Annotated in this window: 17 protein-coding genes; 7 read left to right on the forward strand and 10 right to left on the reverse strand. The window is 71.9% G+C overall.

What is annotated here, in order from left to right:
• Positions 1-82 precede the first annotated feature (82 nt).
• The 8 genes from ACIRO3_RS35615 to ACIRO3_RS35650 form a co-directional block, all read right to left on the reverse strand.
• The gene (locus ACIRO3_RS35615) at positions 83-4,171 is read right to left on the reverse strand and encodes a hypothetical protein (RefSeq protein WP_404143779.1); all 4,089 of its coding nucleotides are present in this window, start codon (positions 4,169-4,171) and stop codon (positions 83-85) included.
• 412 nt (positions 4,172-4,583) lie between these two features.
• Positions 4,584-5,468: a carbohydrate-binding protein gene (locus tag ACIRO3_RS35620; protein ID WP_404143781.1), complete on the reverse strand. Its 885-nt coding sequence runs from the start codon at positions 5,466-5,468 to the stop codon at positions 4,584-4,586.
• A gap of 122 nt (positions 5,469-5,590) precedes the next feature.
• On the reverse strand, positions 5,591-6,535 hold the full coding sequence (locus ACIRO3_RS35625) for an AraC family transcriptional regulator (protein WP_404143783.1): 945 nt from the start codon (positions 6,533-6,535) through the stop codon (positions 5,591-5,593).
• Between the two features lie 233 nt (positions 6,536-6,768).
• On the reverse strand, positions 6,769-7,560 hold the full coding sequence (locus ACIRO3_RS35630) for a calcium-binding protein (RefSeq protein ID WP_404143784.1): 792 nt from the start codon (positions 7,558-7,560) through the stop codon (positions 6,769-6,771).
• 67 nt (positions 7,561-7,627) lie between these two features.
• Entirely contained in the window at positions 7,628-8,470 is an 843-nt protein-coding gene (locus tag ACIRO3_RS35635; RefSeq protein ID WP_404143786.1) for a calcium-binding protein, read from the reverse strand.
• A 280-nt stretch (positions 8,471-8,750) separates the two neighbouring features.
• Positions 8,751-9,755 carry a DUF916 domain-containing protein gene (locus ACIRO3_RS35640; RefSeq protein WP_404143788.1) on the reverse strand — a complete coding sequence of 335 codons (1,005 nt, stop codon included), beginning with the start codon at positions 9,753-9,755 and terminating at the stop codon, positions 8,751-8,753.
• Between the two features lie 60 nt (positions 9,756-9,815).
• A complete protein-coding gene (locus ACIRO3_RS35645) occupies positions 9,816-11,768 on the reverse strand; it encodes an RICIN domain-containing protein (RefSeq protein ID WP_404143790.1) in 1,953 nt (650 codons plus the stop codon).
• A gap of 358 nt (positions 11,769-12,126) precedes the next feature.
• Positions 12,127-13,140: a DUF4073 domain-containing protein gene (locus ACIRO3_RS35650; RefSeq protein WP_404143792.1), complete on the reverse strand. Its 1,014-nt coding sequence runs from the start codon at positions 13,138-13,140 to the stop codon at positions 12,127-12,129.
• Between the two features lie 537 nt (positions 13,141-13,677).
• Here ACIRO3_RS35650 and ACIRO3_RS35655 point away from each other — a divergent pair.
• Entirely contained in the window at positions 13,678-14,658 is a 981-nt protein-coding gene (locus tag ACIRO3_RS35655; RefSeq protein ID WP_404143794.1) for a LacI family DNA-binding transcriptional regulator, read from the forward strand.
• A gap of 22 nt (positions 14,659-14,680) precedes the next feature.
• Here the strand turns inward: ACIRO3_RS35655 and ACIRO3_RS35660 are convergent, their stop codons facing one another.
• A complete protein-coding gene (locus ACIRO3_RS35660) occupies positions 14,681-15,931 on the reverse strand; it encodes an ROK family protein (RefSeq protein WP_404143796.1) in 1,251 nt (416 codons plus the stop codon).
• A gap of 139 nt (positions 15,932-16,070) precedes the next feature.
• Here ACIRO3_RS35660 and ACIRO3_RS35665 point away from each other — a divergent pair, with 139 nt between their 5' ends.
• Genes ACIRO3_RS35665 through dgoD form a run of 5 tightly spaced genes read left to right on the forward strand, consistent with a single transcriptional unit; the run spans position 16,071 to position 20,539 of the window.
• Positions 16,071-17,033 (forward strand): SMP-30/gluconolactonase/LRE family protein, encoded by a 963-nt coding sequence (locus ACIRO3_RS35665; RefSeq protein ID WP_404143798.1) that lies wholly within the window; start codon positions 16,071-16,073, stop codon positions 17,031-17,033.
• Positions 17,030-17,656 carry a bifunctional 4-hydroxy-2-oxoglutarate aldolase/2-dehydro-3-deoxy-phosphogluconate aldolase gene (locus ACIRO3_RS35670; protein WP_404143800.1) on the forward strand — a complete coding sequence of 209 codons (627 nt, stop codon included), beginning with the start codon at positions 17,030-17,032 and terminating at the stop codon, positions 17,654-17,656. Before ACIRO3_RS35665 ends, ACIRO3_RS35670 begins: the two co-directional genes overlap by 4 nt.
• Complete coding sequence (locus ACIRO3_RS35675) at positions 17,653-18,594, forward strand: sugar kinase (RefSeq protein WP_404143802.1); 942 nt, start codon at positions 17,653-17,655, stop codon at positions 18,592-18,594. The genes ACIRO3_RS35670 and ACIRO3_RS35675 overlap by 4 nt, the downstream gene beginning before the upstream one ends.
• A gap of 50 nt (positions 18,595-18,644) precedes the next feature.
• Positions 18,645-19,397 carry an SDR family NAD(P)-dependent oxidoreductase gene (locus tag ACIRO3_RS35680; RefSeq protein ID WP_404143804.1) on the forward strand — a complete coding sequence of 251 codons (753 nt, stop codon included), beginning with the start codon at positions 18,645-18,647 and terminating at the stop codon, positions 19,395-19,397.
• On the forward strand, positions 19,394-20,539 hold the full coding sequence (dgoD, locus tag ACIRO3_RS35685) for a galactonate dehydratase (protein WP_404143806.1): 1,146 nt from the start codon (positions 19,394-19,396) through the stop codon (positions 20,537-20,539). Before ACIRO3_RS35680 ends, dgoD begins: the two co-directional genes overlap by 4 nt.
• A 109-nt stretch (positions 20,540-20,648) precedes the next feature.
• On the opposite strand, the gene ACIRO3_RS35690 is transcribed toward dgoD, so the two are convergent.
• The gene (locus ACIRO3_RS35690; RefSeq protein ID WP_404143807.1) at positions 20,649-21,404 is read right to left on the reverse strand and encodes a peptidoglycan-binding protein; all 756 of its coding nucleotides are present in this window, start codon (positions 21,402-21,404) and stop codon (positions 20,649-20,651) included.
• A gap of 1,080 nt (positions 21,405-22,484) precedes the next feature.
• Between ACIRO3_RS35690 and ACIRO3_RS35695 the strand changes: the two genes are divergently transcribed.
• Positions 22,485-24,110 (forward strand): ricin-type beta-trefoil lectin domain protein, encoded by a 1,626-nt coding sequence (locus ACIRO3_RS35695; RefSeq protein WP_404143809.1) that lies wholly within the window; start codon positions 22,485-22,487, stop codon positions 24,108-24,110.
• Positions 24,111-24,636 lie beyond the last annotated feature (526 nt).

Genomic DNA, 24,636 nt, shown 5'->3' on the forward strand with positions numbered 1-24,636 from the left:
CACTCCGGGGTCTTCGCGCCGGCCGAGCGGTGGGCGGTCTGGAGGTGGGAGCCGGCCTGGCCCACGCCGTGCCTTCCCCGGCCTACGGCAGCCTGTCCGCCCAGGCGCGGGCGAACCGCTCGTGCGCGGGTGCCGGGACCGCCGCGGGGGTTTCCGCCGGGGCGACGGGCGTGGGGCGCGGGGCCTTCGCAGCGGTCAACTCCTTGCGAACGGTGTGGTGATGATCGATTGACCAGGAGTTCCAGCGGCGGACGGTGCGGTCGGCCGGGCGGTCGAAAGCGTGCAGCTGGAGCTGGAGGGCGGCCGCGTCACGGCTGACACCGAGAGCCGCCGCCACCTCGTCCACCAGGTCCGGAACGCTGAACAGCGGGTTGGTCTCGTACTGGCCCGGCGGCACGGGGGTGGTGGCGGACCGGTCCGCCAGCCTGCGCAGAGCGGCGAGCTGATCGGCGGGCAGGTCCGTGAGCCGGCCGAGCAGAACACGGGCACCCTGCGCGGCGGGGTCTGCGACCGGGCGCTCGGCGAGTGCCCAGCTGACGGCGGTGACGGCGGCCCGTATGCCGTCTGCCTCCAGAGGCTCCTGGAGGCGGCCGGTGAGCAGGGCCGTGGCCCAGATTTCCGGGAGCCCGTGGTCCGCGGCGAGCGCGGCGGCGTGGCTGCCGTCATCGGTGTACGAGGCGCTACCGAGCAACTGGGTCCAGGCCGCGGCCATGCGTTCCGCGGCCGCGGTCACCCCGCCGGGGGCCCAGAGTTCCGCCGGGTCGCCGGGCACAGCGGCGGCGAGCACGGTGCGTCGGCCGGCCGGACCGAGCCGTCGCTGGAACTCGTCGTACGCGTAGAGGGTGTTCTGGTCCGCCTTGTACGGCTTGGAGCGGACCAGCTTGCGGTGCGCACCGTAGTCGTCGCTGCCGGCGAATCCGTCGAGGACCAGGGCGGCGATCGGGCGCGGCACCCCAGTGCGCCAGCGGAACAGGTCCACGGCCTCCTCGGGCACCGGCAGCGGGCCCTTTCCGGCGAGCAGGGCCGGCAGGCGGGGGAGCCGGGTGGTGTCATCGGCGGTCACGGTGTGCGTGGCGCACTCCTCGGCATCGGGGGGCACCGGATCGGCTGCTCCCTGGAGGAAGGGGGCGAGGCCGCTGCGGTCCGGCCCGGAGGCCACGGCGAAACCGTCCGCGCGCAGTGCGGCGATCCGCTGCTGCGGGGCCCGGCCGGTCCGCCAGGAGCTGCCGGCCTCCGCGAACGGCTGCCGGCTCCATACGCCGAGCAGTGCCGCGAGCGGCTGTCGCTGCTCGTCGGGGGTGGCCGCGACGACGGTCCGCCAGACAACGGCGTCGATCCGGCCGGTCAGCACCGCCCACTCGGGGGGCGGAGCGGGCAGTGCGAGCACCCGCACCTCGTCGTCGATTTCACCGCGCAGGTACCGGCCGTCAGCGGCGACCGAGGTGAGGAGGGCGGGCTGTTTCTGCGGCTGCCGTTCCTCGTAGCCGCGGAACCGGGTCAGCAGGCCGTGGAGGGCCGGGACGAGGCGGTTGTCCGGCGCCGGGTCGGGCAGGTCGACGACCGGCCCGGCCCGCATGACGGCGACCCGGTGGGACAGTTCCCGGCGGCGGCGCAGTACGTCGGCGGCGAGCCGGACGGCGCGGTCGACGCCCTCCTGGACCCGCGGGTCGGTCACTCCGGGCAGGGCGCTCCCGGCGCCCTGGTGCAGCAGCTCGCGCACCGCGGCGTCGGTGACCGTCCGCAGGACACGGGACGAAGGCTCGTCGCGCGGGGTGAGGAAGTGCCAGAAAGCAGGTGGCGGCACCGGCCCGGCCAGTTCCCCCAGGGTGGCCCGGCTCCGGGACCTGTTGCGGCTGCCGGGGAAGCCCTGGGCCTGCCAGAGCAGTGAGTTGTCGGCGGCGGCGTGGCAGCGGATGGTGGTCCCACCGGCCAGGACGGCGTCCTCACCGCCGAGGGGCAGGGCAAGGATTCCCCACGGGCGGCGGCCCCAGGTGTTGCTGCGGTAGGAGGCGGTACGGCCGTCGATGGACTCCAGCACGAACTCGCGGGGCGAGGGACCCGCGTACGGCGTGCGGTAGTCGACCCGGCAGCCGGTGAGTGCGCCGTCCTGACCGAGCGGAGAGGACGGGGCGCCGGGCGGCAGTGCGGCGAGGATCCGGTGGTCGGGGAAGGGCTTCGTGCCGGGCGGGGAACCGGCGGGGTCGTGGAAAGCGGGCAGGGTGCGGTCGGCGGTGGGAACACCGGTGGCTGGGTCGAGGCGGTTCCAGCCGCTGTGGTCCCCGCTGAACACCTCGGTGCTCCAGAGGTCGTGGCCGTCGTTCATCTGGTAGTCGCGGTGGCCGATGCCCTCACGGCCGCCGGCCCGCAGGACGCGCTCGCCGTCGAACCGGCCGCCACCGTCCGGCGTTTCGAACTGGTAGCCGAGGCCGCCCTGGATGCTGCCGCCGTAGGGGCGCAGTCCGTACGTCTGCTCCGGTTCGAACCTCTCACCGGGGTGGTCGGACCAGTAGGCGGTGGTACCGGGGTTCTCCTGGTGCTGCTCGTTCCAGGCGACGAGGAACTGTCCGCCGACCCAGTGCACGGTGTGGCCGAGTGCGCCGTCGGGCAGTTCCAGGGTGTGCTCTGCGCGCAGCCCGGCGTGGTCGACGGCGAGGGCGCGGGTCTCCCCGTACACGGTGAGCACCGGCCAGGTGCAGGTGACGTGCACGGTTTCATCGGGCCGGAACGCGGCGAGGGCCTGGTCCAAGGCGGGCCAGCCCAGCTCCTCGGGGAGCCCGGCCCGCAGGGCGCGGGCCAGCGGGCCGGTGAGGTCGAGCGTGTCGAGGGCTTCCTCGATGCCGTCCAGGGCGATGGCGGTGGGCCGGTCGAGGAGGCCGTACAGCTCGTCGACGGCCTCGTCGGCGGCGGCGAGGCCGCCTCCGCGCAGGGCTTCGAGCAGCTTCTCGACACGGGTGTGCACCTCGGCGGTGATGCCCGGGTTGTGCGGGAGCCGGCTGATGGCGGTGCCGCCACGGGTGCGGAGCTCGGCGTGCACGGTGCCTTCCAGCCGGGGGCCGAACACCGGGTCCGCGGCGAGCGCTTTGAGGTCGCGCTGAGAGCGGTCACCCCAGAACTCCAGGCTGATCGCAGCGCCGGGATCGTGGACGGGGATGCCCTCGGCGAGGCAGAGATCGAGCAGGTCGGCGTCCAGATGCTGCCAGCGGTAGCGGTCCTCGTGCAGCCGGACCGGGGTGCCGTTCGCACGCAGCAGCGGGGCGAACCGGCTGACCAGGTCGAAGAGTTCCGCGGGCATGGGCTGGCGGGTCACCCCGCCGCCGCCGACCGTGCGGTGGGAGTATCCGGCAGCGTACCGGCGCAGCCAGTCGCCGAGGCCACCCTCCGGGGTGATCCGCCCGGCCGCGGCCGCGTCGGCGGCGCCGCACGCGATGAGCAGGCGCAGCCAGGCAGCCGCGTCGTTCTTCGACTCGGGAAACACGTCGAGGAGGGCAGTGGCCTGCTCGTCGGCGGGCGGGTGGGCGCCAAGCGGTCCGGCGGCCGTGTCGAGCAGGCGGTCCGGTACGGCTTTGCCGCGGGCCGCGGCCAGCAGCCGGCCCAGCACCCGGGCCTCCTCCTCGGTGCCGAGGCCGGCCGCACGGGCCGAGTTCCGGACCCGGCGGGCCAGGTCGGCGGGAAGCTCGCCGGGTGATGCCGCCCAGGCGGTCAGTAGGCGGACGAACTCGTGGTGCGCGTCGACCGGTTCGAGGACACCGCTCAACCAGGCCGCCGCACTGCTGAGTTCACTGGCGGGCAGGGCGCCGAACCGGGCAAACAGCAGCAGATTCGCCCGCCGCCAGTCGGGGTCGACCGGCAACCCGTGGGTGTGTTCAGCGGCGCGTGCCTGCCCGTAGGCACGGGCGGCGGTGCGGCGGTGCGTCTCCAGCATCCAATGCCCGATGGTGTCCCAGAACCAGGGCAGGTGGGCCGCAGGCAGGCCCCGGGCCAGGCGCTCCGCGTCGTCCAGGAACCGACCGGGCTTCTCCCAAGCCCGGTGTCGACTGCTGCCCGCCCGTTCCAGCGTGTCGCGGGCGTCGGTTTCGATGCCCTGCCCCTGAGTACGTGCCCAGTCGGCGTACGTCTCGGAGATCCGGTGGTTGGCAGGGAGAGAGACGGGGGTTCCGGTGCTGCTGGTCATAGGTGTGATCTTGTCAGGTGGTACTGACAGCGGGTCCGGTGGACCTGGGCGTCAGGAGTCGTTGGGCTGCCCCGCTCATGGCGACTTCGCGGCCCTCGGACGGGTCGGCACCGCGGGGGCGTTCGGGGCGTCCTGTGAGACCCGTGGTTCGCGGCCGCCGGTACGGCGGGGGCCGGACCAACTCCGCGCGCGACCGCGAGGGCCTCTTCGGCGGCGGTGCCCCGTGGCTCGGCGACGACACGGATCGGGGCGGGCGGCTCCTCGTACAAGGGGCCTTTGATCGTCCGCCGTGGCGATGCCGGGTACGGATCACACCTAGACCGGGACGGCGACGGACCCCCGAAGCGGGGCCGGCGCGGAGGAGTTTCCTCCCTCCGCGCCGGCCTGCCCGGGAGCGCCGCCGGCGGGTGGCTCAACCGCGGCTCCACAAGGCGGGAACGTTCGGAGGCTCCCAGCCGGGAACCGCGGTGTGGGCCTGGACGCAGGTGTACGCCGACCCTCCGTAGGTGACCCGGTCGCTGGTCCGGTACGCGGTTCCTGGCGCCCAGGAGCCCCCGGGCGGGGTACTCGGGGGAGGCGTGACCGTGGGGGACGGCGACGGCGTCTGCGGCACGTCCAGGACGAAGTCGAAGGTGCCCTCCCTCGCCGGGCCATTCGCACGTACGTTCATGAGCAGCCGGGCGTCGAAGATCGAGTCCGTGCTGTTGCGCGGCTCCCCCGGGAAGTACAGCTGGGTGGTCAGCACAGGCCGGCCCGGGGCCTGCACCTTGACGTGGACGTGCCGGGTGCGTCCTGGGTAGAGCCCCGGCACGATGGTGGCCAGCCGGAATGCCCCCTGGGAATCGGTGAACTGGTGGCCCCGGAACGCGAATCCGGTGTTGTCGTACGCGCCGTTCACGTCGGCCTGCCAGAAGTCGAGCAGGACCCCCGCGACGGGCAGGCAGGCCCGGCCGAAGACGTATCCGCTGACCGTGAGCCGGGTGCCCGGGGTGGACGCGGTCACCAGGGAGGTACGCAGCGGGGAGTTCGGCTTGAAATAGGGACCTTCCGTCTGCGGCACGGTGGGATGGTCTCCGTCGTCGCAGGCCGGGGTCAGCCCGGGCGCGGTGCCGGCCCCGCGCTGCTCACGGGCCAGGGCCACTCCACCGCCGATGAGCAGCGGCGTACCGGCCGCGAGGGCGGCGGCCTTGAGGAAGTTCTTGCGGCTCAGCGGGCTCGGCCGGCCGGTGGGAGCGGGGGCGCCGTTCGGCGGTGCGGACCGTGACGGGTCGGTGGTGTGTTCTCCGGGGCTGGGCACGGGTCGGACTCCTTCTCACTCGTGGGGCGGGGAAGGTGGTGGGCTGATCCGGGCCCCCGGGCCGCGGTGGGGCGCGGCCCGGGGACGGGAGGCGCGCACCCGCTCGCCCGGACCCCTCGCTGTCAACCTACGGTTCGCTTCGCGGCGGCCGCGATGGACGGGATCCGGGGATCATGGTGAATTCCTCCGCTCTGCGGGCTGCTCCCCGGGCCGATCGCCGCCCTGTAGTCCCCCGGGGTCAGGCCGGTTTCGCGCCGGAAGAAGCGGCAGAAGTACGCCGGGTCGGCGAAGCCCGTGTCCCGTGCCACCTGTCGGATCGTGAGGTCGGTACGGGCCAGCAGCCGCTTGGCCTCCAATGTCTGCCGGTGGCGGATGAGCCGGCCGGGGGTCTGACCGGTGGCCTCCTTCACCAGCGCGTGCAGGTGCCCGGCGGACACGCCCAGCTCCTTCGCGCAGGAGGCCACGGAGGAGTCCGTACCGCCCGGGGACGAGATCAGGCGGATGAACGCGGCGCCCAGCTCGGCGGCACGTCCCGGCGCCGCGGTTCCCCGCTCCGCACCCGGCTCGCGGTTGCGCAGGGCCCGGGCGATCAGGATGTGCAGATAGGCGCGCAGCACCCCGGCGTATCCGGTGCCCAGGGTCTGGTACTCGTGTTCCATCTCCGCCAATAGATCCGGGATCCCGTCCTGGGGGTCCCTCAGACGCAGCCATGGCCGGTCGGCAAGCAGGTCCAGGGCGACGGCGTCGTGGGGGTGGGAGAGGAGGAAGTCCTCGTTGAAGAGCATCACCCGACCGGTGAGTTCCTCGGCGTTCTCCCAGTGGTGGACCTGGCCGGGTGTGATCACGCACAGGTGCGGCGGTTCCAGGGGCCGGTGGACGAAGTCGAGCACGTGCGCGCCGCGACCGCCGGTGACGTGGACGATCTCATAGAACGCGTGCCGGTGCGGGAAGTTCGCGCGGGAGAGCGGTCCGATGGAGTCGAAGGATCCGACGGCGAAGGGCAGGAGGTGCGGGAATGGGACCTCCAGCCGGTGCAGTGGCAGATCGCCGGTCCGGGGCGTGCTCACGAGCTGATCCGTAACGGGTTCATCGGAACAGTCTGCGACCGGCTCACCCATTGGTCCAGACCAAAAGTCGCCGCCGGGGTCGGCCACGGGCCGAGACGGAGGCGGGAGTTCCGTCGAACCTGTGATTCCGGCCGTGGCGGATTGTTTCTCTCGATGTCGCAGAAATGGGATCCGGCGGGGCGCCGCGGGCCGCGTCCGGGTGAGGGCACGGCCCGCGGCGAGTACCGCGGCGGTCAGGGGCAGTTGGCCACGGTGTCGCCGGAGTCGCGGGTGCAGGAGTCGATCGCGAGACCGCCGTCGAGGCTGTCGTTGGCGTTGACGCCGTCGACGGCGTCGAGGGTGTCGGTGCCCTCGTCGCCGTTCAGGGTGTCGTTGCCGGCCTCCCCGATCAGGGTGTCGTTCCCGGCGTTGCCGTTGAGGGTGTCATTGCCCTCGTTCCCGGTCAGCGTGTCGTTCCCCGGGCCGCCGCTGATGGTGTCGTTGCCTCCGAGCCCGAAGATGGTGTCGTTGCCCGGCCCGCCGTTGATGGTGTCGTTGCCCGGAGTCGCGGACGCGGAGCCGAGTGCGCCGGCCGGTGCGTCGCCGACGAGGCGATCGGCCTGCGGGCCGCCGTTGAGCTGGTCCTTGCCACTGCCCCCGTAGAGGGTGGCGGGGGCGTCGACGTTCGGGGAGACGGTGAGGGAGTCGTCGCCGTCCTGGCCGTCGACCTGTACGGCCGTGGGGACGGGGCACTCCGCGCCGCCCTGTAAGCCGGGCTTGCAGGGGGCCGCCGCCCGTAACTCCGCCGCCGTGTCGGACACGAGGACGACGCCGCCCTGACGGCGGACGGTGATCTCGTTGGCCACACCCTGGCCGGCGGTGACGAGCAGGGTTCCGCCGGACATCTCGACCACCGTGGCGCTCGCGAGGTGTCGGGGGCCTGCCGTGAGCGGCGCGGCCGAGGCCGAGGTGCCGCTCAGCGCGGCGCCGAGGAGGGCTCCCGCCGCGAGGAGCGTGCGGATCGTGCGGATGTGTCGCATCGCCATGTGAGGTGTCTCCTTCGTCGTGGGCACGTGCGTGGCGGGCAGGTCCCGCACGGATCCTGGCTGCGGGTCACGGGCAGTCGGTGACGCTGTCGCCCAGGTCGGCCCGGCACGTGTCGTCCTGGGTTCCCCCCAGGACGTGGTCGTTGCCGCCGACCTCGTCGACGGCGTCGAGGGTGTCCCGGCCGGCGCCGCCCTCCACGTAGTCGTTGCCGGTGCCCGCGATCACGTGGTCGTTGCCGTTGCCGCCGCTCACCACGTCGTTTCCCGCTCCGGCGTTGATGATGTCGGAGCCGCCCCGGCCGTCGATCGAGTCGTTGCCCGGCCCCCCGAAGAGCCGGTCCGGGCCACTGGAGCCGGTGAGCGTGTCGTTGCCGCCTCCCCCGGAGAGGAAGTCGGATCCTTCGTCGCCTTCCAGGGTGTCGTTGGCGCTCCCGCCGTAGAGACTGTCGTTCCCGGCGCCGCCGACGAGCGTCACTCCGGGACTCGCGAGGAAGGACGTGACGTCGTCGTCCTGATCACCGGCGTTGACGACGAGTTCGGTGAGGCTCCCGGCCCCCGGACAGACGGCTTCGTTGTCCCCGACCGCGGTGCAACCGCCGAGGGCGGTGACGGTGTCGCCGGTGTCCCTCACCCGGATCGTGTCGCCGACCTGCCACACGGAGATGGTGTTGCCCAGGCCCACGCCGGCCGTGACAGTGACGGACGTGCCCGCCTTGCTCACCAACGTCCCGGTCGCCAACGTCTCGATCGCCGATGTACCGCTCGCCGATGTCCCCGTCACCGACGTACCGGAAGCCGGGCCGTTGACCGGCCCGGTGCCGGGGGTCGCGCCGGCCGGGCCGGCGAAGCCGAGGGCGAGACTGAGTGCCGCTGCCGCGAGTGCGAGGGTGCGAGGTAACGCCTTGGCCATGATTGATCTGCCTCCTGGAAAGCGTCGGGGACATCGGGGCCGACCGAGCAGGAGAGGGAAAGGATTCTTCAAGAACACTCAGAATCCAACGCATCCCCACAGAATCGATCAGCGCTGGAAGGTTGCGTGTTCGGGAGCCCCCTGTCAAGTGCTCCCCTGCGGCCCGTGCGACCGCGTGGGAGCCCCGACCTGCGCGAAACCGCTCGCCACCGAGCGCGTACACCACCGGCTTCGGCCACATGTCGGCTCGATCGCGTGGGTCCGTCGCTCGAAGGGGAGGTCACTCGGGGTCGGCGGGCCGTGCTGCGGGCGCTGCCGGTTCTGGTTGTGCGGCCGACCTTGCCTCCGCTGCCGGTGTCGCCCCGCGCCTGCGCCTGCGCCGAAGGACCGTCATCCCGGCGGCGGACAGGAGCGCCAGGCATCCCACGAGGAACCACGGCACTTCCAGGAAGCCGTCGGATCCGGAGCCGCGTGAGCCGTCCGCGGTCGCCGTCACGGCCACATCGCCCCAGCCCGCGAGGGGTGCGCCCGGCCAGGACGCGGAGAGCCGTACCTTCTGTCCCGGGAGGAGTTCGGCGGGCACGTTCGTCAACCGGCGCTCGGCGGGCCCTCCCAGGTAGACCCCGCCCACGTGGACGGAGACCCGGGGATCGAGGTTCACATTGCCCGTGTTGCGCAGGGTGTAGGAGACGGTGGACTCGGCGGCGCCGGTCCACGGTATCGAGGGGTTCCGCGCGTCGAACCGTACGTCCTCGACGGTGACGCCGGGCCGTTCCGGACCGTCGACGCGCAGGTAGATCCTGGCTCCGACGCCGCGTTGGACGCCCAGACGGGAGCCGGTTCCGGGCCGGACGCGTTCATCCACGGCCACCAGGGCTCCCACGTGGTCCCCGGGCGAGGCGTCCCGCGGGATGCGCAACGTGATGCCGACCGTCACCGCCGAACGCGGCGGAACCGTGATGACGTCCCGCTCGGGCCTTCCCCAGGCGCCGACGTCCCGCTGGGTCTCCTCGACGCCGCGCACGGCAAGTCCTCCGTCGCGTTCCGTGTTGTGGGCGTCGGCGACGTACAGGCGGAACGTCAGGTCCTTGTCCGTGGTGTTGCTGACGACGGCACGGTCGGAGAGTGTCGTGCCGGGGTGTGCCGGGAGCCGGAACGCGGCCCGCGGCGTGATCGCGGAGTCCGCGGGCTTGACCGACCATTCTCCGTTGTCCGCCGCGCCGGCCGGTGCGGGGGAGAGGGCCGTCAGGACAATGAGGAGGAGGGCGACGGAGGCTGCGCGCATGGCTCTTCAGCTTTCTGGGCGTCGCGTGCCGGACGCGTGGCGTCCGGCACGCGGGCGCGGTCAGAGGAGGGTGAGGGTGAGGGTTCCGGCGTACTCGCCGACGGGCGTGTACTTCGGGACGTCAAGGGACACGGCGGCGTCGGCGGTGAACTCTCCGCCGGTCACGTCACCGTCGGGCGAGGAAGCCAGGGTCGCACCGCCCTTTCCGACGGTTCCCGGACTTCCCGCGGTGCACGTGCCGGGGCTGTCGGCCTTCGTGGTGCACGTGGGTGTCCATGTGAGCCGGTCGGCGTCGATCCTTCCGCGCGACCCGGCGAAGTCGGTGACCTTGCCGGTGAGTGACCAGCCGGCCTTGCCGCCGCGGAAGTCCTTGACGGCGACCGTGTTGAGGTGTCCGGTCGAGGTGCCTCCGGCGCCGAAATCGACCGGGGGCAATCGGACGGGGTCCGCTGTGATCGACATCGTGAGCAAGCCGGCCTTGACCGAGGTGGTGAGCTGCTGGTCTGCCGTGCCGGGAGCCGGGGGTTGGTTCGGGTCCGTGGGGTCGGTGGGATGCGTGGCGGCGTCGACTTTCCACGCCTGACCGGCCGATCCGTCGCACTCCGACTGGACGACCTTGGCCCCCGCCGCCGCGGCGGCCCCGCCCTGGACGTCCAGGCACTTGCCGCTGTGTCGGGCGACGATCTGGACGGAGCCGTCGGGGAGGGTCTCGAAGCGCCAGCGCTGGTTGTCGTCCCTCCCGCAGTCGTACTGCTTGACCTCGGCGCCGTCGGCGGTCGACTTGTCCGCGACGTCGAGGCACTTGCCGCTGTGTTGGGCGAGGACGCGGACGTGTCCGTCGCTGTTGTCCGTGAACCGCCACTGGCTGTTCAGGCCGCCGGCGCACTTCTCCCGGGTCACCGGAACCTGGTTGTCGGAGAGGCTGTCGGGCACGGTCACACAGGCGCCGCCCTGCCGGCCGGTGATCGTGTGCAGGGGGTCACCCCCGGAGCCGGAGACCCGGCCCGTCTCCGTGTCGATCGAGACCTGGGGGTACCAGGGGAGGGCCATGCTCGTGGCCGTCGGGAAGTCCAACGGAAGCCACACGTAGGTCGAGTCGTTGACCCGCTTGGGGTCGGCGCCCACACCCGCCCACCGGTCTCCCATGTAGAGGAAGCTGGTGGTTTCGCTGCCGTCCACCGGTAGGACGAAGGTGGTCTGCGAGTGGTGGCCGTTGTGGTTGCCGACGTCCCTCATCGGCGACCACGGACCTGCGAGGCTGGTGGCGGTGGCGTACTTCTGCTGGTTCGGGTCCCAATAGCTGGTGCCGGAGGTGAGCATGAAGTAGACGTCCCCGCGCTTGAACAGGGCGGGCGACTCCCGGTGTTGACCGGGCCAGGGATTCGCCACCAGTTGCTTGACCTGTGTGTAGTCGTCGCTGAGTTCGTAGATGTGGAGGTCGGCGTTGTGGTTCGCGGCGGAGATCATGTAGGCCTTGCCGGCGGCCTTGTCCTCGTACACCGTGATGTCGCGGGACATGTGCTCGGCCCCGGAGGCGTCCTTCGGGCGGAAGGAGCCCTTCCACTCGTACGGGCCCTCCACCGTGGAGGACACCGCCACCGCGGCCCTCGCCTCGCCGTAGGAGTCGTCCGCCTCCTTGTGCATCCACATCACGTACTGCTTGGTCTTCTCGTTGTAGAGGACCTTGGGGCGTTCGATCACCGCGGAGCGGATCTCGGGGTCGGCCTCCTGGGTCAGGGCATGGCCCCGGGGTTCCCAGGTCTTGAGGTCTTTGGAGCGGTACGTCGACACATGGCGGAACTTGTTGTCCTCGCCCCGGTCCTCGCCGAACCAGTAGAAGAAGTCGCCGACTTTGAGCACTCCACCGCCATGGGCCTGCACCCCTGCTCCCGAGGTGTCCGGGAACTGGGTGCCGGATTCGGTGGTGACGGGTGCGGCAAGCGCTGTGGGCGCTCCGCCCAGGACGGGGAGGAGCAGGCTCAGGCCCACGAGAAGGCATCTCACTCTTCGCATGCAGATCCTTGATGTCACCGCGCGGGCGTGGTTCCCGTGTGAGGGGAAGGTCCCGCCCTCCACTCACACAGGAACCAACAAGTTTGCGCGTGAACCAACATTTGTGCCCAGAGGGTGGCCTGTCGGTTGCCCGAATGTCAACAGCTTGTAAACACTTGTGACGACTTGTGCATGGAGTCGGAGCGGAGAGTCACCCTCTCCGGGCGTGCCGGCGTCTGCGCGGGCCCTTCATCCAAGTCGGCCCGGTTGGAGGGGTGTTCGCTGTCAGGAGGATGTCGGCGGCCGGGGTCCCCGCGGTGCTCGCAGGAGGAGATGCGCACACGCGCCCGAAGGTTGCCTGCGGTCCGTGGATGCCTCGTCAGATCCTGGTGGCCAGGGGGACGGAGATCTGCTTCAGCCAGCGTCCCGCCGCGAAGTCGCGGGCCTTCACGACGATGCGGTCCCGGTGCGCCTCGACCTGGAGACCCTGGTTGAAGACGCCGGGAACCGTGTGTTCACCGCCCTGCCCGTTGTCGGTGTAACCGGTCTGTACCGCACCGGTGTTGAACACGGAGAACCCGTCCAGGTTCGCGGTGCCGGGCACCACCCGCCGTACGTGCCAGTCGGACAGGGCCAGGTTCCAGTGCGTGTGCCCGCTGAAGAGGAACACGTCCCGGTGGCGCCCCAACAGGTCGAGCAGCGCGTCGGCCTGGAGGTAGTCGCTCATGTAGAGCTTGTTGCGCGTACCCGAGACCGTGTCCGGCAGCGGGTGGTGGGCGATCACCATGACCGGCTTGCGGCGACCGGCCCAGTGGCACAGCCGCTCCTCCAGCCACGTCAACTGCGCCTCGGTCAACCACACATCGTCCCAGAGCTCGGGGTCGTGGTAGTGCATGTAGCGCTCGGTTCCGATGCTGAGGACCGGTATGCCGTCGAACGTCGTCTCGTCGTACACCCGGCCGCGCCCGGCGAACCGGTGGAAGCTGCGGAACAGGGAGTCCTCGGTGGCGCCGTTGGGCCAGGTCGACAGGGCGAGCGTCTGCGGATCGGAGTACTTGGGGACGTAGAACTCGTGGTTGCCGATGGCCCAGGCGACCTTGCGCGGGCGTGGGCCGCGCTCCAACACCTGCCGCACCGCCGCGTACTCGAAGTCGTAGCCGCGCGGGGTGATGTCTCCGGCGACGGCCAGCCCCGCGCCGTGCGGGGCGGTGGCGGCCATGTCCTTCAGGGCGACGGTCAAGTCGCCCAGGTCGCCCTGGATGTCGCTGATGACGTTGAAGGTGGTGAGGGGCGTGGAAGCCCGGTCAAGCGTGTGCGCTCGCGCGGTCATCGGCGTTGACGCGCCGAGGGCGACGGCGCCGGCCGTCGCGGTGAGCAGAGACCTGCGCTTCATGGAGGGGGTCCTTCCGCTGTCGAAGACGCGGGCTCGGATAAGTCCCGCAGGTGGGTCTGGACCCCTTGTGTTTACGCAACCAGAGAGGCCGTCAGGTGAATGCCGCGCACCGACTTGCCTGAATCGTGGACGGAGCCGATGTCGAGGTTGTACCGGTCCGCCGTGGGCCTCCCCGCCGCATCCGCACCGCGCGGCGGCGGCACCGCCCGTGCCCCGCACCGGGGGAGGGCCCTCCGTGCCGTGGGTTCACGTCAACATGTTCGGCTCGGGGTGACGTCGAAGCGGTGGGGGGCCGTGCCAAGGAAACCGCGAGTAGCCGGCGCGAGCGCGGCCACCGCTTGGGGTCCGCCCTGCCTTGTCGAAGTCGCCCTCCCCCTGAATCCCGGCGGCCTGCACCTCCCCGGGTGGGTAGCGCTAACATCCGTACGGAAGTGCCCGCAGTTCCCTTGGAAGCCCCGGTTCGGAGGTCCGGTCCAGATGCCGCGCGAAGTCGGATCACGATCACCCAGGTCCCGTCCGCTGCGCCAGTCGCCCTCCATGGCCGACGTGGCCGCCATGGCGGGAGTCTCCTCGCAGACGGTCTCCCGTGTGGCCAACAACCGGGAGAACGTGGACGCGTCCACCCGCGAGCGGGTGCTGGCCGCCATGAAGCTGCTCGGCTACCGGCCCAACACGGCCGCGCGGGCGCTGGTGACCGGCAGGTTCGGGACGCTGGGCGTCATCAGCTTCGACATCAGTGCCTACGGCAACGCCAGGACCTTCGCGGCCATCACCGACGCCGCTCGCGAGGCCGACCTCTTCGTGAACTTCATGGGAGCCCGTGCGCAGACCGGTGCCGCCGTGCGCCAGGCGTTCCAGCAGCTGATGGTGCAGTCGGTGGACGGCATCATCCTGATCGAGTCGCAGATCCTCGACACCCCCGAACTGCGGCTGCCGTCCGCCGTCCCCGTGGTCTTCGCCGACGGGGACACCGGCCACCGCTACGCGAACGTGGACATCGACCAGGCCGAGGGGACCCGCAGCGTCGTGGCGCACCTGCTGGGACTCGGCCACCGCACGGTCTGGCACATCGCGGGACCGCGCGACTCCTACGCGGCGCGCCGCCGGGCCGAGGCCTGGCACCGCTCGCTCAAGGACGCGGGCGCCGTCGCCCCGCCCCTCCTGTACGGGGACTGGTCCGCGGCCTCGGGGTACCGCGCCGGACGTGAACTGGCCACCCGCCCGGACGTGACGGCGATCTTCGCCGCGAACGACCAGATGGCCCTCGGCGTCATGCGCGCCCTGCACGAGGCCGGGCGGCGGGTGCCGGACGACGTCAGCGTGGCCGGATTCGACGACGTTCCCGAAGCCGCGTTCTTCCCCGCCCCGCTCACCACCGTCCGGCAGGACTTCGACGCCGTCGGCCGGCACTGCGTCACGCTGCTCCTGGAGCAGATCGGCGGGGCCGACACCACACGGCAAGCGTCCGTGGAGCCGGTTCTGGTGGTGCGCGAGAGCACGGCGGCCCCGGCCGGCTGAACCGGCCGGGCGCCGGTCCGCCTCAGGGCGTCCGCTCCCTCGCCGCCCTGGCGGCGCGACGTCCCGCCGCCACGGTGCCGAAGGTCTCGCGGTCGTCGAGGAAGCCCTCCAAGGCGAAGGTGGCCGCCCCCAGGGTCACGGGGTTGTCCGCGATGGTGCTGAGCCGGCAGGTGAGGGCCTGCCGGGTCGCCGGCAGGGCGTGTTCCGCGATGACGTCGCGGGTCTGCCGTAGCAGCGGCTCGCCGAGCCGCTCCGCCACCGGACCGCCGAGCACCAGGGCCTGCGGATTGAACAGGTTGAGGAGATCGGCCGCGGCTGTTCCCAGGTAGTGGGCGGTCCGCGTCACGGTCTCGGCCGCCACGGCGTCTCCCCGCGCGCGGGCGCGGGCGACCTTCGCGACGACGGCGTCCTCGTCGGCTTCCAAGAGGGGGCTGTTCTCGTCCACTTCCCGCACGGTCCGGGCGATGCCGCGCGTGCTGACGTAGGCCTCCACGCATCCCCGCCTCCCGCACCGGCACTCCCGGCCGCCGGGGACCAGGCAGGTGTGACCCCATTCGCCGGCGCTGTTGGTCGCACCCCGGTACAGCGCGCCGTCGATCGCGATGCCCGCACCGACGCCGGCCCGGAGGGTCACCACGACGAGGTCGTCGAATTCGCTCCCGGCTCCGAACCACATCTCCGCGACGGTGGCGGCCTTGAGCGGGTTGTCCAGGTACAGGGGCATCGGGAGGCGCTCGGCGAGGAGCGAGCGCAGCGGTACGTCGCGCCAGGACCAGTACGGCGAGAAGACCGACACGCCGCCCTCGCGCTCCACGTGGCCGGGGACGCTGACACCCGCGCCGAGGATGCGCGCGGACGCTTCCGCGGTGTCCGTCAGACCCTCGACCCCGGCCACGATGGCCTCGACCACGTCGTCGGGCCGCACATCGGCTTGCGGAAGGGGTAGCCGCACGCTCCGCAGCACCGTGAGCGCCAGGTCGAACAACTCCACCTGTACGGACGTCTCCGCGACATCGATCCCGATCAGGGCCCCGCGTTCCGCGTTGACGGTCAGGCGCGCCCGCGGGCGCCCGCCCTTGGAGTCCTCGTGGCCGGCCTCCGCCAGGACGCCCGCCTCCAGCAACTCCGCGACGAGGTTGGCCACGGTCGCGAAGGACAGTCCGGTCGCGGCGGCGATCTCCTGCCGGCTCGCCGGGCCGGCGGCGGCGAAGACGCATCGCAGCGCGTCGAACCGGTTGCGGCGGCGGATGTCCTGTGCCGTGCGTTTGGCCATGGGGCGCGTCCTCTCACTCCGCCCGGGGGCAGAGACGGTTGTGCTGACGTCAGAGCTTATTCCAGGCGTTGGACGATTACTATGTACATGGGTTAGAAGAAGGCTTAGAGTTTCGCCGTCGGAAGTGAGGAGCGACATCATGCAACTGACCGCACTGCCGTGCGCACCCGTGCCCGGACAGTTGACCGAAGGACCGGTGTGGCACGCCGGGCGCGGTGACGTGCTGTGGGTGGACATCACCGCGGGCCTCGTCCACCGGGCCCCGTTGGTGGCCCGCGACGACGACAGCGGCCTGCCGGACCTGGGGCCCGGAACCACCGTGAGCCTCGACCGGCCCGTCGGAGCGGTCGCGCTCCGCGCGTCCGGCGGGCTCCTCGTCGCGGCCGGTACGGCCTTCCTGTACGTCGACGACGCCGGAGTGGCCACGGAGTTCGCCGCTCCGGACGTGCCCGACGACGGAACGCCGCGTCGGATGAACGACGCCAAGTGCGACCCCGACGGTCGGCTGCTCGCCGGCACCATGTCCTACGACGGGACGCCCGGCGCGGGCAGCCTCTACCGCCTGGCCCCCGACGGCACCGTGACGACCCTGCTCGACTCGGTCACCATCTCCAACGGCCTCGGCTGGAGCCCGGACGGCCGGCTGCTGTACTACGCGGACAGCCCGACGCGCCGCGTCGACGTCTTCGACCACGACCCCGTCACCGGCGCGCTCACGACCCGCCGCCCCTTCGTCGACACCGGCCCCGCCGGCGTACCGGACGGCCTGGCCGTCGACACCGAGGGCAGGGTCTGGGTGGCGGTGTGGGGAGCCGGCCAGGTGAGGGCGTACACCCCCGAGGGCGCCCTCCACGCCGTCGTGACCGTCCCCGTCTCGCAGGTCTCCAGTTGTGCCTTCGTCGGCCCCGACCTGGACCTCCTCGTGATCACCACCGCAGCCGACGGCCTGACCCCGGAACAGCTCTCGGCGCAGCCGCATGCCGGCCGGCTCTTCCTCTGCCGGCCCGGGGCCACCGGTCTGCCCGTCCCGTCCTTCGCCGACGCTCCGACGGCCCTCCCCGCGCCCACCACCCCTCAACACTCCCGAGGTTCCGCATCATGACCGATCTGGCCCCCGCGCTCGCCGCGGCCCCCGCGATAGCCATCCTGCGCTCGCACTCACCCCGCCACTTCGCCGCCACCGCCGACGCCCTCCACGACGCGGGCATCCGAGCCGTCGAGTTCACGCTCACCACACCGGGCGTCCTGGACGCGCTGCGCGAGTACGCCGGGTCCAAGCCCGCCGGACTGGCCCTCGGCGCGGGGACCGTCATGACCCCCTCCGACGCGGCGCGCGCCGTGGAGGCCGGCGCCACCTACCTCATCACCCCGGCCGTCTGCCCGGACGTCATCAGGGAGGCGCGCCGCCTGGCCGTCCCCGTGCTCTCCGGGGCCCTTACGCCCAGCGAGATCGTGGCCGCGTGGACGGAAGGCGCCACCATGGTCAAGCTCTTCCCCGCATCCACCGGAGGCCCGGAGTACCTGCGGGCCATCCGTGCCCCGCTGCCGCACATCCCGCTCATCCCCACGGGCGGCATCGCACTCGACCAGGCCCCCGCCTACCTGGCGGCCGGGGCGAGCGCCCTGGGCATGGGAAGCCCGCTGGTCGGAGACGCCTGCGAAGGAGGCGACCTGGACGCGCTGCGCGAACGGGCCGCCACGCTGCTGGACGGCATCCGCTCATGAGCGCCCTCGTCACCCTCGGGGAGACCATGGCCGTCCTGGCCCCCGACCGGCCCGGCCCGCTCGCCACCGGCACCTCGCTCCGTCTGGGATTCGCCGGCGCGGAAGCCACGGTCGCCATCGGGGTCAGCCGCCTCGGACACCAGGCGTCCTGGACCGGCCGGGTCGGAGACGACAGCGCCGGCACGATGATCCTCGACGGGCTGCGCGGCGAAGCCGTGGACGTCACCCGCGCCCGCGTCGACCACACCGCGCCGACCGGACTCATGCTGCGCGAGCGCCGTACACCGGACCACACCCGCGTCACCTACTACCGGCGCGGCCTCGCCGGCTCCCGCCTCGCTCCCGAGGACATCGACCCCGAACTCGTGACCCGGGCCCGCGTACTGCACGTCACCGGCATCACCCCGGCCCTCGGCGACGCCCCGCGCGCCGCGGTCCGGCGCGCCGTCGACCTCGCCCGCGCCGCCGGCGTCACCGTCTCCCTGGACCTCAACCACCGGGCCCGGCTGTGGTCCCGGCAGGAGGCCGCGGCCGAGCTCTCCGACCTCGTCCACCTCGCCGACATCGTCTTCGCCGGCCCCGACGAGGCCGCCTTGGTCGTCCCCGACGCCGACCCCGCCACCATGGCGCGCACCCTGCTCGGACTCGGCCCGCGCGAGGCCGTCCTGAAGCTCGGCGCTGGAGGAGCCCTCGCGGCCACGGACAACGAGGAGGCCGTTCAGGACATCGTGCCGGTCACCCTGGTGGACCCGATCGGAGCCGGGGACGCCTTCGTCGCCGGATACCTCGCCGGACTCCTCGACGGCGCGTCCCTCCGCGACCGCCTCCGACTCGCCGCGACATGCGGTGCCTTCGCCGTGGCCTCGCCCGGCGACTGGGAGGGCCTGCCCCGACGCGCCGAACTCGACCTCCTGCACGGCGAAGACGTCACCCGCTGACCGGACGTGCCCCGGCGCCCAGGCCCACGAGAACACAGGAAAGACAACCCATGAACCGATTCACAGGGCGAACCGTCGTCGTCACCGGCGCCTCGTCCGGCATCGGCGCCGCAAGCGCGGTACGCCTGGCCACCGAAGGAGCGACCGTCGTCCTCGCCGACGTCGCCGAGGAGGCCGGTACCGCACTCGCCCGGAAGATCCGCGCCGACGGCGGTCGCGCCGAGTTCATCCGGTGCGACGTCTCCTCCGAGGAGGAGTGGAGCCACCTGAAGGACCGCACCCACGCGCTGTTCGGCCCGGTGGCCGTCGTGCACAGCAACGCCTTCATCCACACCGACGCACCCGCCCACGAGCTGACCGGAAGCGGCTGGGACCGTGAGTTGGCAGTCAACCTCAAGGCGCCCTACCTGGCCGTGCGGACGTTCCTGGACGACCTGCGCGCCGCCCGCGGATCCTTCATCGCCACGTCCAGCGTGCACGCGCTGTGCAGCCTGCCCGGCCACCCGGCCTACGCGGCGGCCAAGGGCGGCATCTGCGCGCTCATCCGGCAACTCGCCGTCGAATACGGGCCCGAGGTGCGCTTCAACGCAGTGCTCCCCGGCCCCATCCTCACCGAGAACTGGGCGGACGTGGACGAGGAGGGGCGCCTGCTCTCCGCCCGGGCCACGGCCCTTGGGCGGCTGGGCCGCCCCGACGAAGTGGCCGCCGCCGTCGCCTTCCTGGCGTCCGACGACGCCTCGTACATCACCGGCACGAACCTGACCGTGGACGGCGGCTGGGCCGTGAAGAAGGAGTCCAAGTGAAGATCACATCCCTGCGCACCTACCTGGTCGCCCCCCGCTGGTGCTTCCTGCGCGTGGACACCGACGAGGGCATCACCGGCTGGGGCGAGCCCGTCGTCGAGGGCCGCGCCCACACCGTCGCGGCAGCCGTCGAGGAACTCTCGGACTACCTCGTCGGCCAGGACCCGATGCGCATCGAGGACCACTGGCAGGTCCTCACCAAGGGCGGCTTCTACCGTGGTGGCCCCGTCCTGTCCAGCGCCGTCGCCGGCATCGACCAGGCGCTGTGGGACATCGCGGGCAAGGCCCTGGGGGTCCCCGTGTGGCAGCTGCTCGGCGGCAACGTCCGCGACCGGGCCCGGGTGTACAGCTGGATCGGCGGCGACCGCCCGAACGATGTCGCGGAACAGGCCGCGGCCCGCAAGGCCGAGGGCTTCACGGCCATCAAGATGAACGCCTCGCCCCAGCTGGAACTCATCGACACGCCCCGCGCCGTCCGCGACATCGTCGAACGGGTGGAGAGCGTCCGCACGGAGGTCGGCGACGATTTCGACATCGCCGTGGACTTCCACGGACGGCTCACCCTCCCCATGGCCCGTCGGGTGCTGCCGCTGCTGGAGCCCTACCTGCCGTTCTTCGTCGAGGAACCCGTCGTCCCCGAGATGAGCGCCCACATCGGCGAGGTCGTCCGTTCCACCAACATTCCCATCGCCACCGGAGAACGGCTCTACTCCCGTTGGGACTTCAAGCCGGTACTCCAGCAGGGGATCGCCGTCGCGCAGCCCGACCTGTCGCATGCCGGCGGGATCTCCGAGGTGCGGCGCATAGCGGCGATGGCGGAGGCACACGACGTCTCACTGGCCCCACACTGCCCCCTCGGGCCGATCGCGCTGGCCGCCTGCCTCCAGGTCGGCTTCGCCACTCCCAACCTGCTGATCCAGGAGCAGAGCCTCGGGATCCACTACAACGCGGGATCGGACCTCCTGGACTACCTCACCGACCGGTCCGTCTTCCGGTACCAGGACGGTCACGTCGCCCTGCTCACCGCGCCCGGACTCGGTATCGACGTGGACGAGAAGGCCGTCGAGCGGGCCGCCGAGACCGGCCATCGCTGGCGCAACCCGGTGTGGCGGCGGGCGGACGGCTCGCTCGCCGAATGGTGACCTGAGCGGGAGCCGGCGAGGCGCGTCCGCCCCGACGGGCGGACCGCGCCTCGCCGGCTTTGCGGGTCGACGGTCCTCGGCCCGTCTTTCGTCCTTCCTCCGGCGCTCGTCAGGACGTGAGGGATTCGAGCAGCCGCCGCGTGGTCGGGCCGTAGACCCCGGGCGGGTCGCCGTGGATGCCGTGCGCGGCCTGGAACCGGGCGACCTCGTCCTGCAGGTGCCGGTCGTAGCGACCTCGCGTGGGCATGTCCCACGACCCGATCCGTGTGAGGCGGCGCTGTAGGTCCACGACCTCGGGCCCGGTGTCGTGGCGGCGCAGCGTCGGCCCCTCGACGGGAGTCACCGGCGCGCTGGAAGACGGCGTCGTGCCCGGACCGTCGTCCGGCAGCGGCCCGTTGGACGTCGCGTAACCCGGGGCCGTGGTACCGGTCGTGGGAGCAGAGGGCGTGGACGGCGCGATGGAGGGCGTGGTGGCCGGCAGACCGCGCCCGGCGGCGGGAACGTTCCGCTGCTTCCCACTGGGGAGCGAGCCGGGGAGCCCGGGCCGCTCGGGTGACGCGTCAGGCGTGGCGTCCGGTGTCTCGTCCTCGTCGACCACATCGAGCCTGCTCGCGGGAGGGGGCGCCGCCGCGTCCCGGGTGTCGTGACCCCGTGCGAGCGCGTACGTACCCGCGATGGCCGCGGAGCCGATCAGGGTGGCGAGCGCCGCGGTGACGGGGAGCGGACGCCGCCGCCGCTCGGGTTTCCGTGCCCGGTGGCCTCCCGTCCTGACCATGACCACGGGCGGACCGAACCGCTCGCTGCCGGGCGGCAGTTCGCTCTCGTGGACCACCTGCGGTATGACCCACGACACCGTGGTGGTCATCGGCCCGTCACCCGGCGCCGGTTCGTGCAGGGAGAGGTACGGCCGCACCCACTCCTGGTCGAACTGAGCCGGGACGCCGGCGGCCGCGGTGTCGTGGGCCGCGACGCAGGCGCACCGCGGAAGGTCACCGCATCGAGGGCAAAAAGGGGTGCTCACGGGACTCCAGTCGGATTTCCGGGACATGCCGTACAGCCCCTCGGCGTGCGTCGCCGCGCAACCCGGTATTGGTCGGTCCCGCATCGGGACGGGTAATTGACGCCGCGTTCAATACGGGGAGATCGTTGGGTGAGGGAGGGGGAGGTGAATTCACGGAGGGGGGTGAACGGTGAACTTACTGTGTGTGAAGCGGGAAGATCCAGTCCAGTGGGGTCCCGGTTGATAACGATCCGCTAAACGAGCCCGCAGGGTCGCCCGGCCCGCCCCGGGGAATTGCCGCGATGGAAGGGGTGCGGGAGGGGACGCCCGGGGGAGGGGCTGCGGGGGCCCGGGTCCACCCGCCACGACGTGTGGGCGGAAGGACGGTCGGTGTCCTGAAGTGCTCGTCCCATGTCGTCGGCCGGCGGTCCGTCCGCCCGATCGACGCCTGGGGAGGAGTCCGGGTGATTCGGTGCCTGGGGCTCCCATACCCGCCGGGAACCGCGCCGCCGAGCTTTGGCGAGCGTGGCGCCGGGAGGCGGGTGGACGGGAAATCCTGGTGTTGACTTCCTTGCGTGTGTGTCTGATTCTGTTCGGTGTGAGGGTGCTGTCGAGCGCCCTCGTGTGCCGACCCGGGCACGCCCGACCCTCCGGTGAGGGCAGGGATCCGGACCCCCCAGCACGGCGCGAAACGCGTGCCGGTCATCTCGGTTCCTGGTCATTCGGCATCGCCGGCATGGCGTTCCGGCATGGCACTGTGAAACCGGACCTCTCAGCGAGGGGAATTCCGGCGAATCGCCCTGCGCGTGAAGTGCGATCCGGAAATCCGGCCCGAATTCTCTTGGGTCGGATATCCGAAATCGGCACCGGAAACAGCTATCGGCGGGGGCGTCATGTCCTGAACAATGGGGCGACTTTCCACTCCCCATCCAGGACGTTCCCCACGTGTCGACGAATCATCACTCCGCCGTGAGTCGGATGGCCGACCAGCAACTGTGCGATGTCATCCGCACCGCGGCCCAGGCCGCCCCCTCGGCCGAGGCCGAACTGCGACGGCGTCACCGGCCCCAGGTCACGGCCTTCGCCCGGGCCATCGGCAACGATCCCCTGCCCGCCACCCGAGCCGCCGACCAGGCGATGGCCCAGTTCCTGCGCACGCTGCTCTCCTCAACCGCCGAATCCCTCGACCGACCACCTCGCCTGATGCTGCTGACGATCGTGTCGGCATCCACGGAAGGGACCGGACATCCCGCCGGAGCCGCGCCACCGTCGTCCACCGGCGACGTGGGGGAGGAGGCGACCTGGGATCCGGCCCTCCCGTCGGTCGTCCGGCGGGCCTTCACCACCTTGCCCGCCCGCACCCAGACGGTCCTCTGGCACTCCGTGGTCGAGGAGGAGCCGGACGACCGCGTCGCCGTGATCACGGGGGATCGGTCCGACCGCGTACCCGACCTGGCGCAACGGGCACTGGCCGCATGCCGCGACGCCTTCCTGAGAGTCCACGCGAAGGCGGGACCCGTCGCGCACTGCCCCGCCTACACCCGCTTGTTGGGCGCGGCTGCCGAGCGGGCGGACGTGCGCGGCAATCCCGACCTGACGCACCACGTCGACGCGTGCCCCGGCTGCGCGGGTGCCCTCCGCGGCCTCGTGGCTCTCCGCGACGCTCCCCGTCCCCTGCTGGCCTGTGCGCTGCTCGGCCCCATCGGCTCCCTCCATGTGCACGGGGGTGCCCGCACGGGTGCGGGCGTCGCTGCCGAACCGCCGACCCCGGCCGCGGTGGCACCGGCCGGGGGGCGACCCCAGCCGGACGATGGTGGTCGAGGCCTGTCGGCCTTCCTTCGGAAGCGGTCCGGGCGGGTCACCCTCGGCGTCGCGACGGTCCTCGTCGCGACGGTGGCGCTCGCCGTCGTCGCTCGACCGGCGTGGGGGCCCTCCGCGAACGGTGCGGCGCCGCCGCGACCGCACGCCGACGCCGACGCGGGCGACGGCGCCGCATCCCCGGCGCCGTCGGGGACCGCGGCGTCGCCCTCCTCGTCGGCCTCGCCGAGTCGATCCCCCCGCGCGTCACCGTCCGCCGGGGCGTCGGCCGGCGGTTCGTCCTCGTCCAGCCCTCCACCGACGGCGAGCTCCGCCGCCGAGCGGGGGCGACCGTTTCGCGCCGCTGGGTACGTACCGGCCGTCAACTCCGCCACCGATCTGTGTCTGGACGTCCGTGGCGGTGCCTTGGCGAACGGCGTCGATGTGATCACCGCCCGATGTCGTGCCGGGGCGCCGGCCCAGCAGTGGCGGCTCGACGACAAGGGGCTCCTGCACAATGCCGCCAACCCGGGCTTCTGCATGGACGCGCGCGGTAACACCGGGGACGGCGTGGGCGTCTGGTCGTGCTCGGCCCTCGGCAAGGCCACCGGAGACAACCTGGTCTTCTCCACCGACGCGGCGGGGCGCATCAAGCCCCGTATCGCACCGGGCTACGCCGTGACATCAGGGAGCGGGTCGCCCGGCGCCGCCGCCGTCTTCGGCCGCACCGGCCCGGCGGCTGAGCAGCGCTGGAACGAGTCCTCGGGGGAGTGAGCCCTCGAAAGGGCCGCGTGAGCGAACATAGTCAAACATGAATCAGCGAATATCAACACGCATGTGGAGCCGTTGTGCGGCATGCCCCAAGGCCGTCGTTCCGGCCCGGTCGCGCGCTCCCGGGGACGTCAGGGCGCCACAGTGCAAGGGTTGGCGGGGCGAGGAGTCGAGTGTGTCGTAGAAGGTCACGGGGGTGCATCGATCGGAAACCGCAGGTTTCACACTGTTGACTTATGAAGGAAACAGCGCTTTTCTCTGTTGCATCAAGTTTGAAAGAGGCCGACTGTGAAGGATTCCTTCCTCCGTGCGGGAGTCGGTCCTCGGTTGGTTCATCGACGAGCGAGTCCGGAACGGATCTCCCTCGGACAGCCTCGCCCGGCCCCACAACCTCGGATGGCGAACGTGACGACGACCGACCCCGTATCCACCCCCTCGCACGTGTCTCACTGGCCGCTGTTGTGCGACCCGTCCAAGTAAAGGGAACGACATGTTCACTCACCACCACCGCCGACCGGTAGCCGTTGTG

Source organism: Streptomyces sp. NPDC102278, from assembly GCF_044766345.1.
In the GTDB taxonomy this organism is placed as follows: Bacteria; Actinomycetota; Actinomycetes; order Streptomycetales; family Streptomycetaceae; genus Streptomyces.

What these genes read in the sequence shown, in the direction of transcription:
- ACIRO3_RS35630 (WP_404143784.1), bottom strand. Translation starts at nt 7,560, where the DNA reads ATGGCGATGCGACACATCCGCACGATCCGCACGCTCCTCGCGGCGGGA.
- ACIRO3_RS35645 (WP_404143790.1), bottom strand. Translation starts at nt 11,768, where the DNA reads ATGCGAAGAGTGAGATGCCTTCTCGTGGGCCTGAGCCTGCTCCTCCCC.
- ACIRO3_RS35690 (WP_404143807.1), bottom strand. Translation starts at nt 21,404, where the DNA reads ATGACCACCACGGTGTCGTGGGTCATACCGCAGGTGGTCCACGAGAGC.
- ACIRO3_RS35640 (WP_404143788.1), bottom strand. Translation starts at nt 9,755, where the DNA reads ATGCGCGCAGCCTCCGTCGCCCTCCTCCTCATTGTCCTGACGGCCCTC.
- ACIRO3_RS35635 (WP_404143786.1), bottom strand. Translation starts at nt 8,470, where the DNA reads ATGGCCAAGGCGTTACCTCGCACCCTCGCACTCGCGGCAGCGGCACTC.
- ACIRO3_RS35665 (WP_404143798.1), top strand. Translation starts at nt 16,071, where the DNA reads ATGCAACTGACCGCACTGCCGTGCGCACCCGTGCCCGGACAGTTGACC.
- ACIRO3_RS35660 (WP_404143796.1), bottom strand. Translation starts at nt 15,931, where the DNA reads ATGGCCAAACGCACGGCACAGGACATCCGCCGCCGCAACCGGTTCGAC.
- ACIRO3_RS35675 (WP_404143802.1), top strand. Translation starts at nt 17,653, where the DNA reads ATGAGCGCCCTCGTCACCCTCGGGGAGACCATGGCCGTCCTGGCCCCC.
- ACIRO3_RS35615 (WP_404143779.1), bottom strand. Translation starts at nt 4,171, where the DNA reads ATGACCAGCAGCACCGGAACCCCCGTCTCTCTCCCTGCCAACCACCGG.
- ACIRO3_RS35655 (WP_404143794.1), top strand. Translation starts at nt 13,678, where the DNA reads ATGGCCGACGTGGCCGCCATGGCGGGAGTCTCCTCGCAGACGGTCTCC.
- ACIRO3_RS35650 (WP_404143792.1), bottom strand. Translation starts at nt 13,140, where the DNA reads ATGAAGCGCAGGTCTCTGCTCACCGCGACGGCCGGCGCCGTCGCCCTC.
- ACIRO3_RS35670 (WP_404143800.1), top strand. Translation starts at nt 17,030, where the DNA reads ATGACCGATCTGGCCCCCGCGCTCGCCGCGGCCCCCGCGATAGCCATC.
- ACIRO3_RS35680 (WP_404143804.1), top strand. Translation starts at nt 18,645, where the DNA reads ATGAACCGATTCACAGGGCGAACCGTCGTCGTCACCGGCGCCTCGTCC.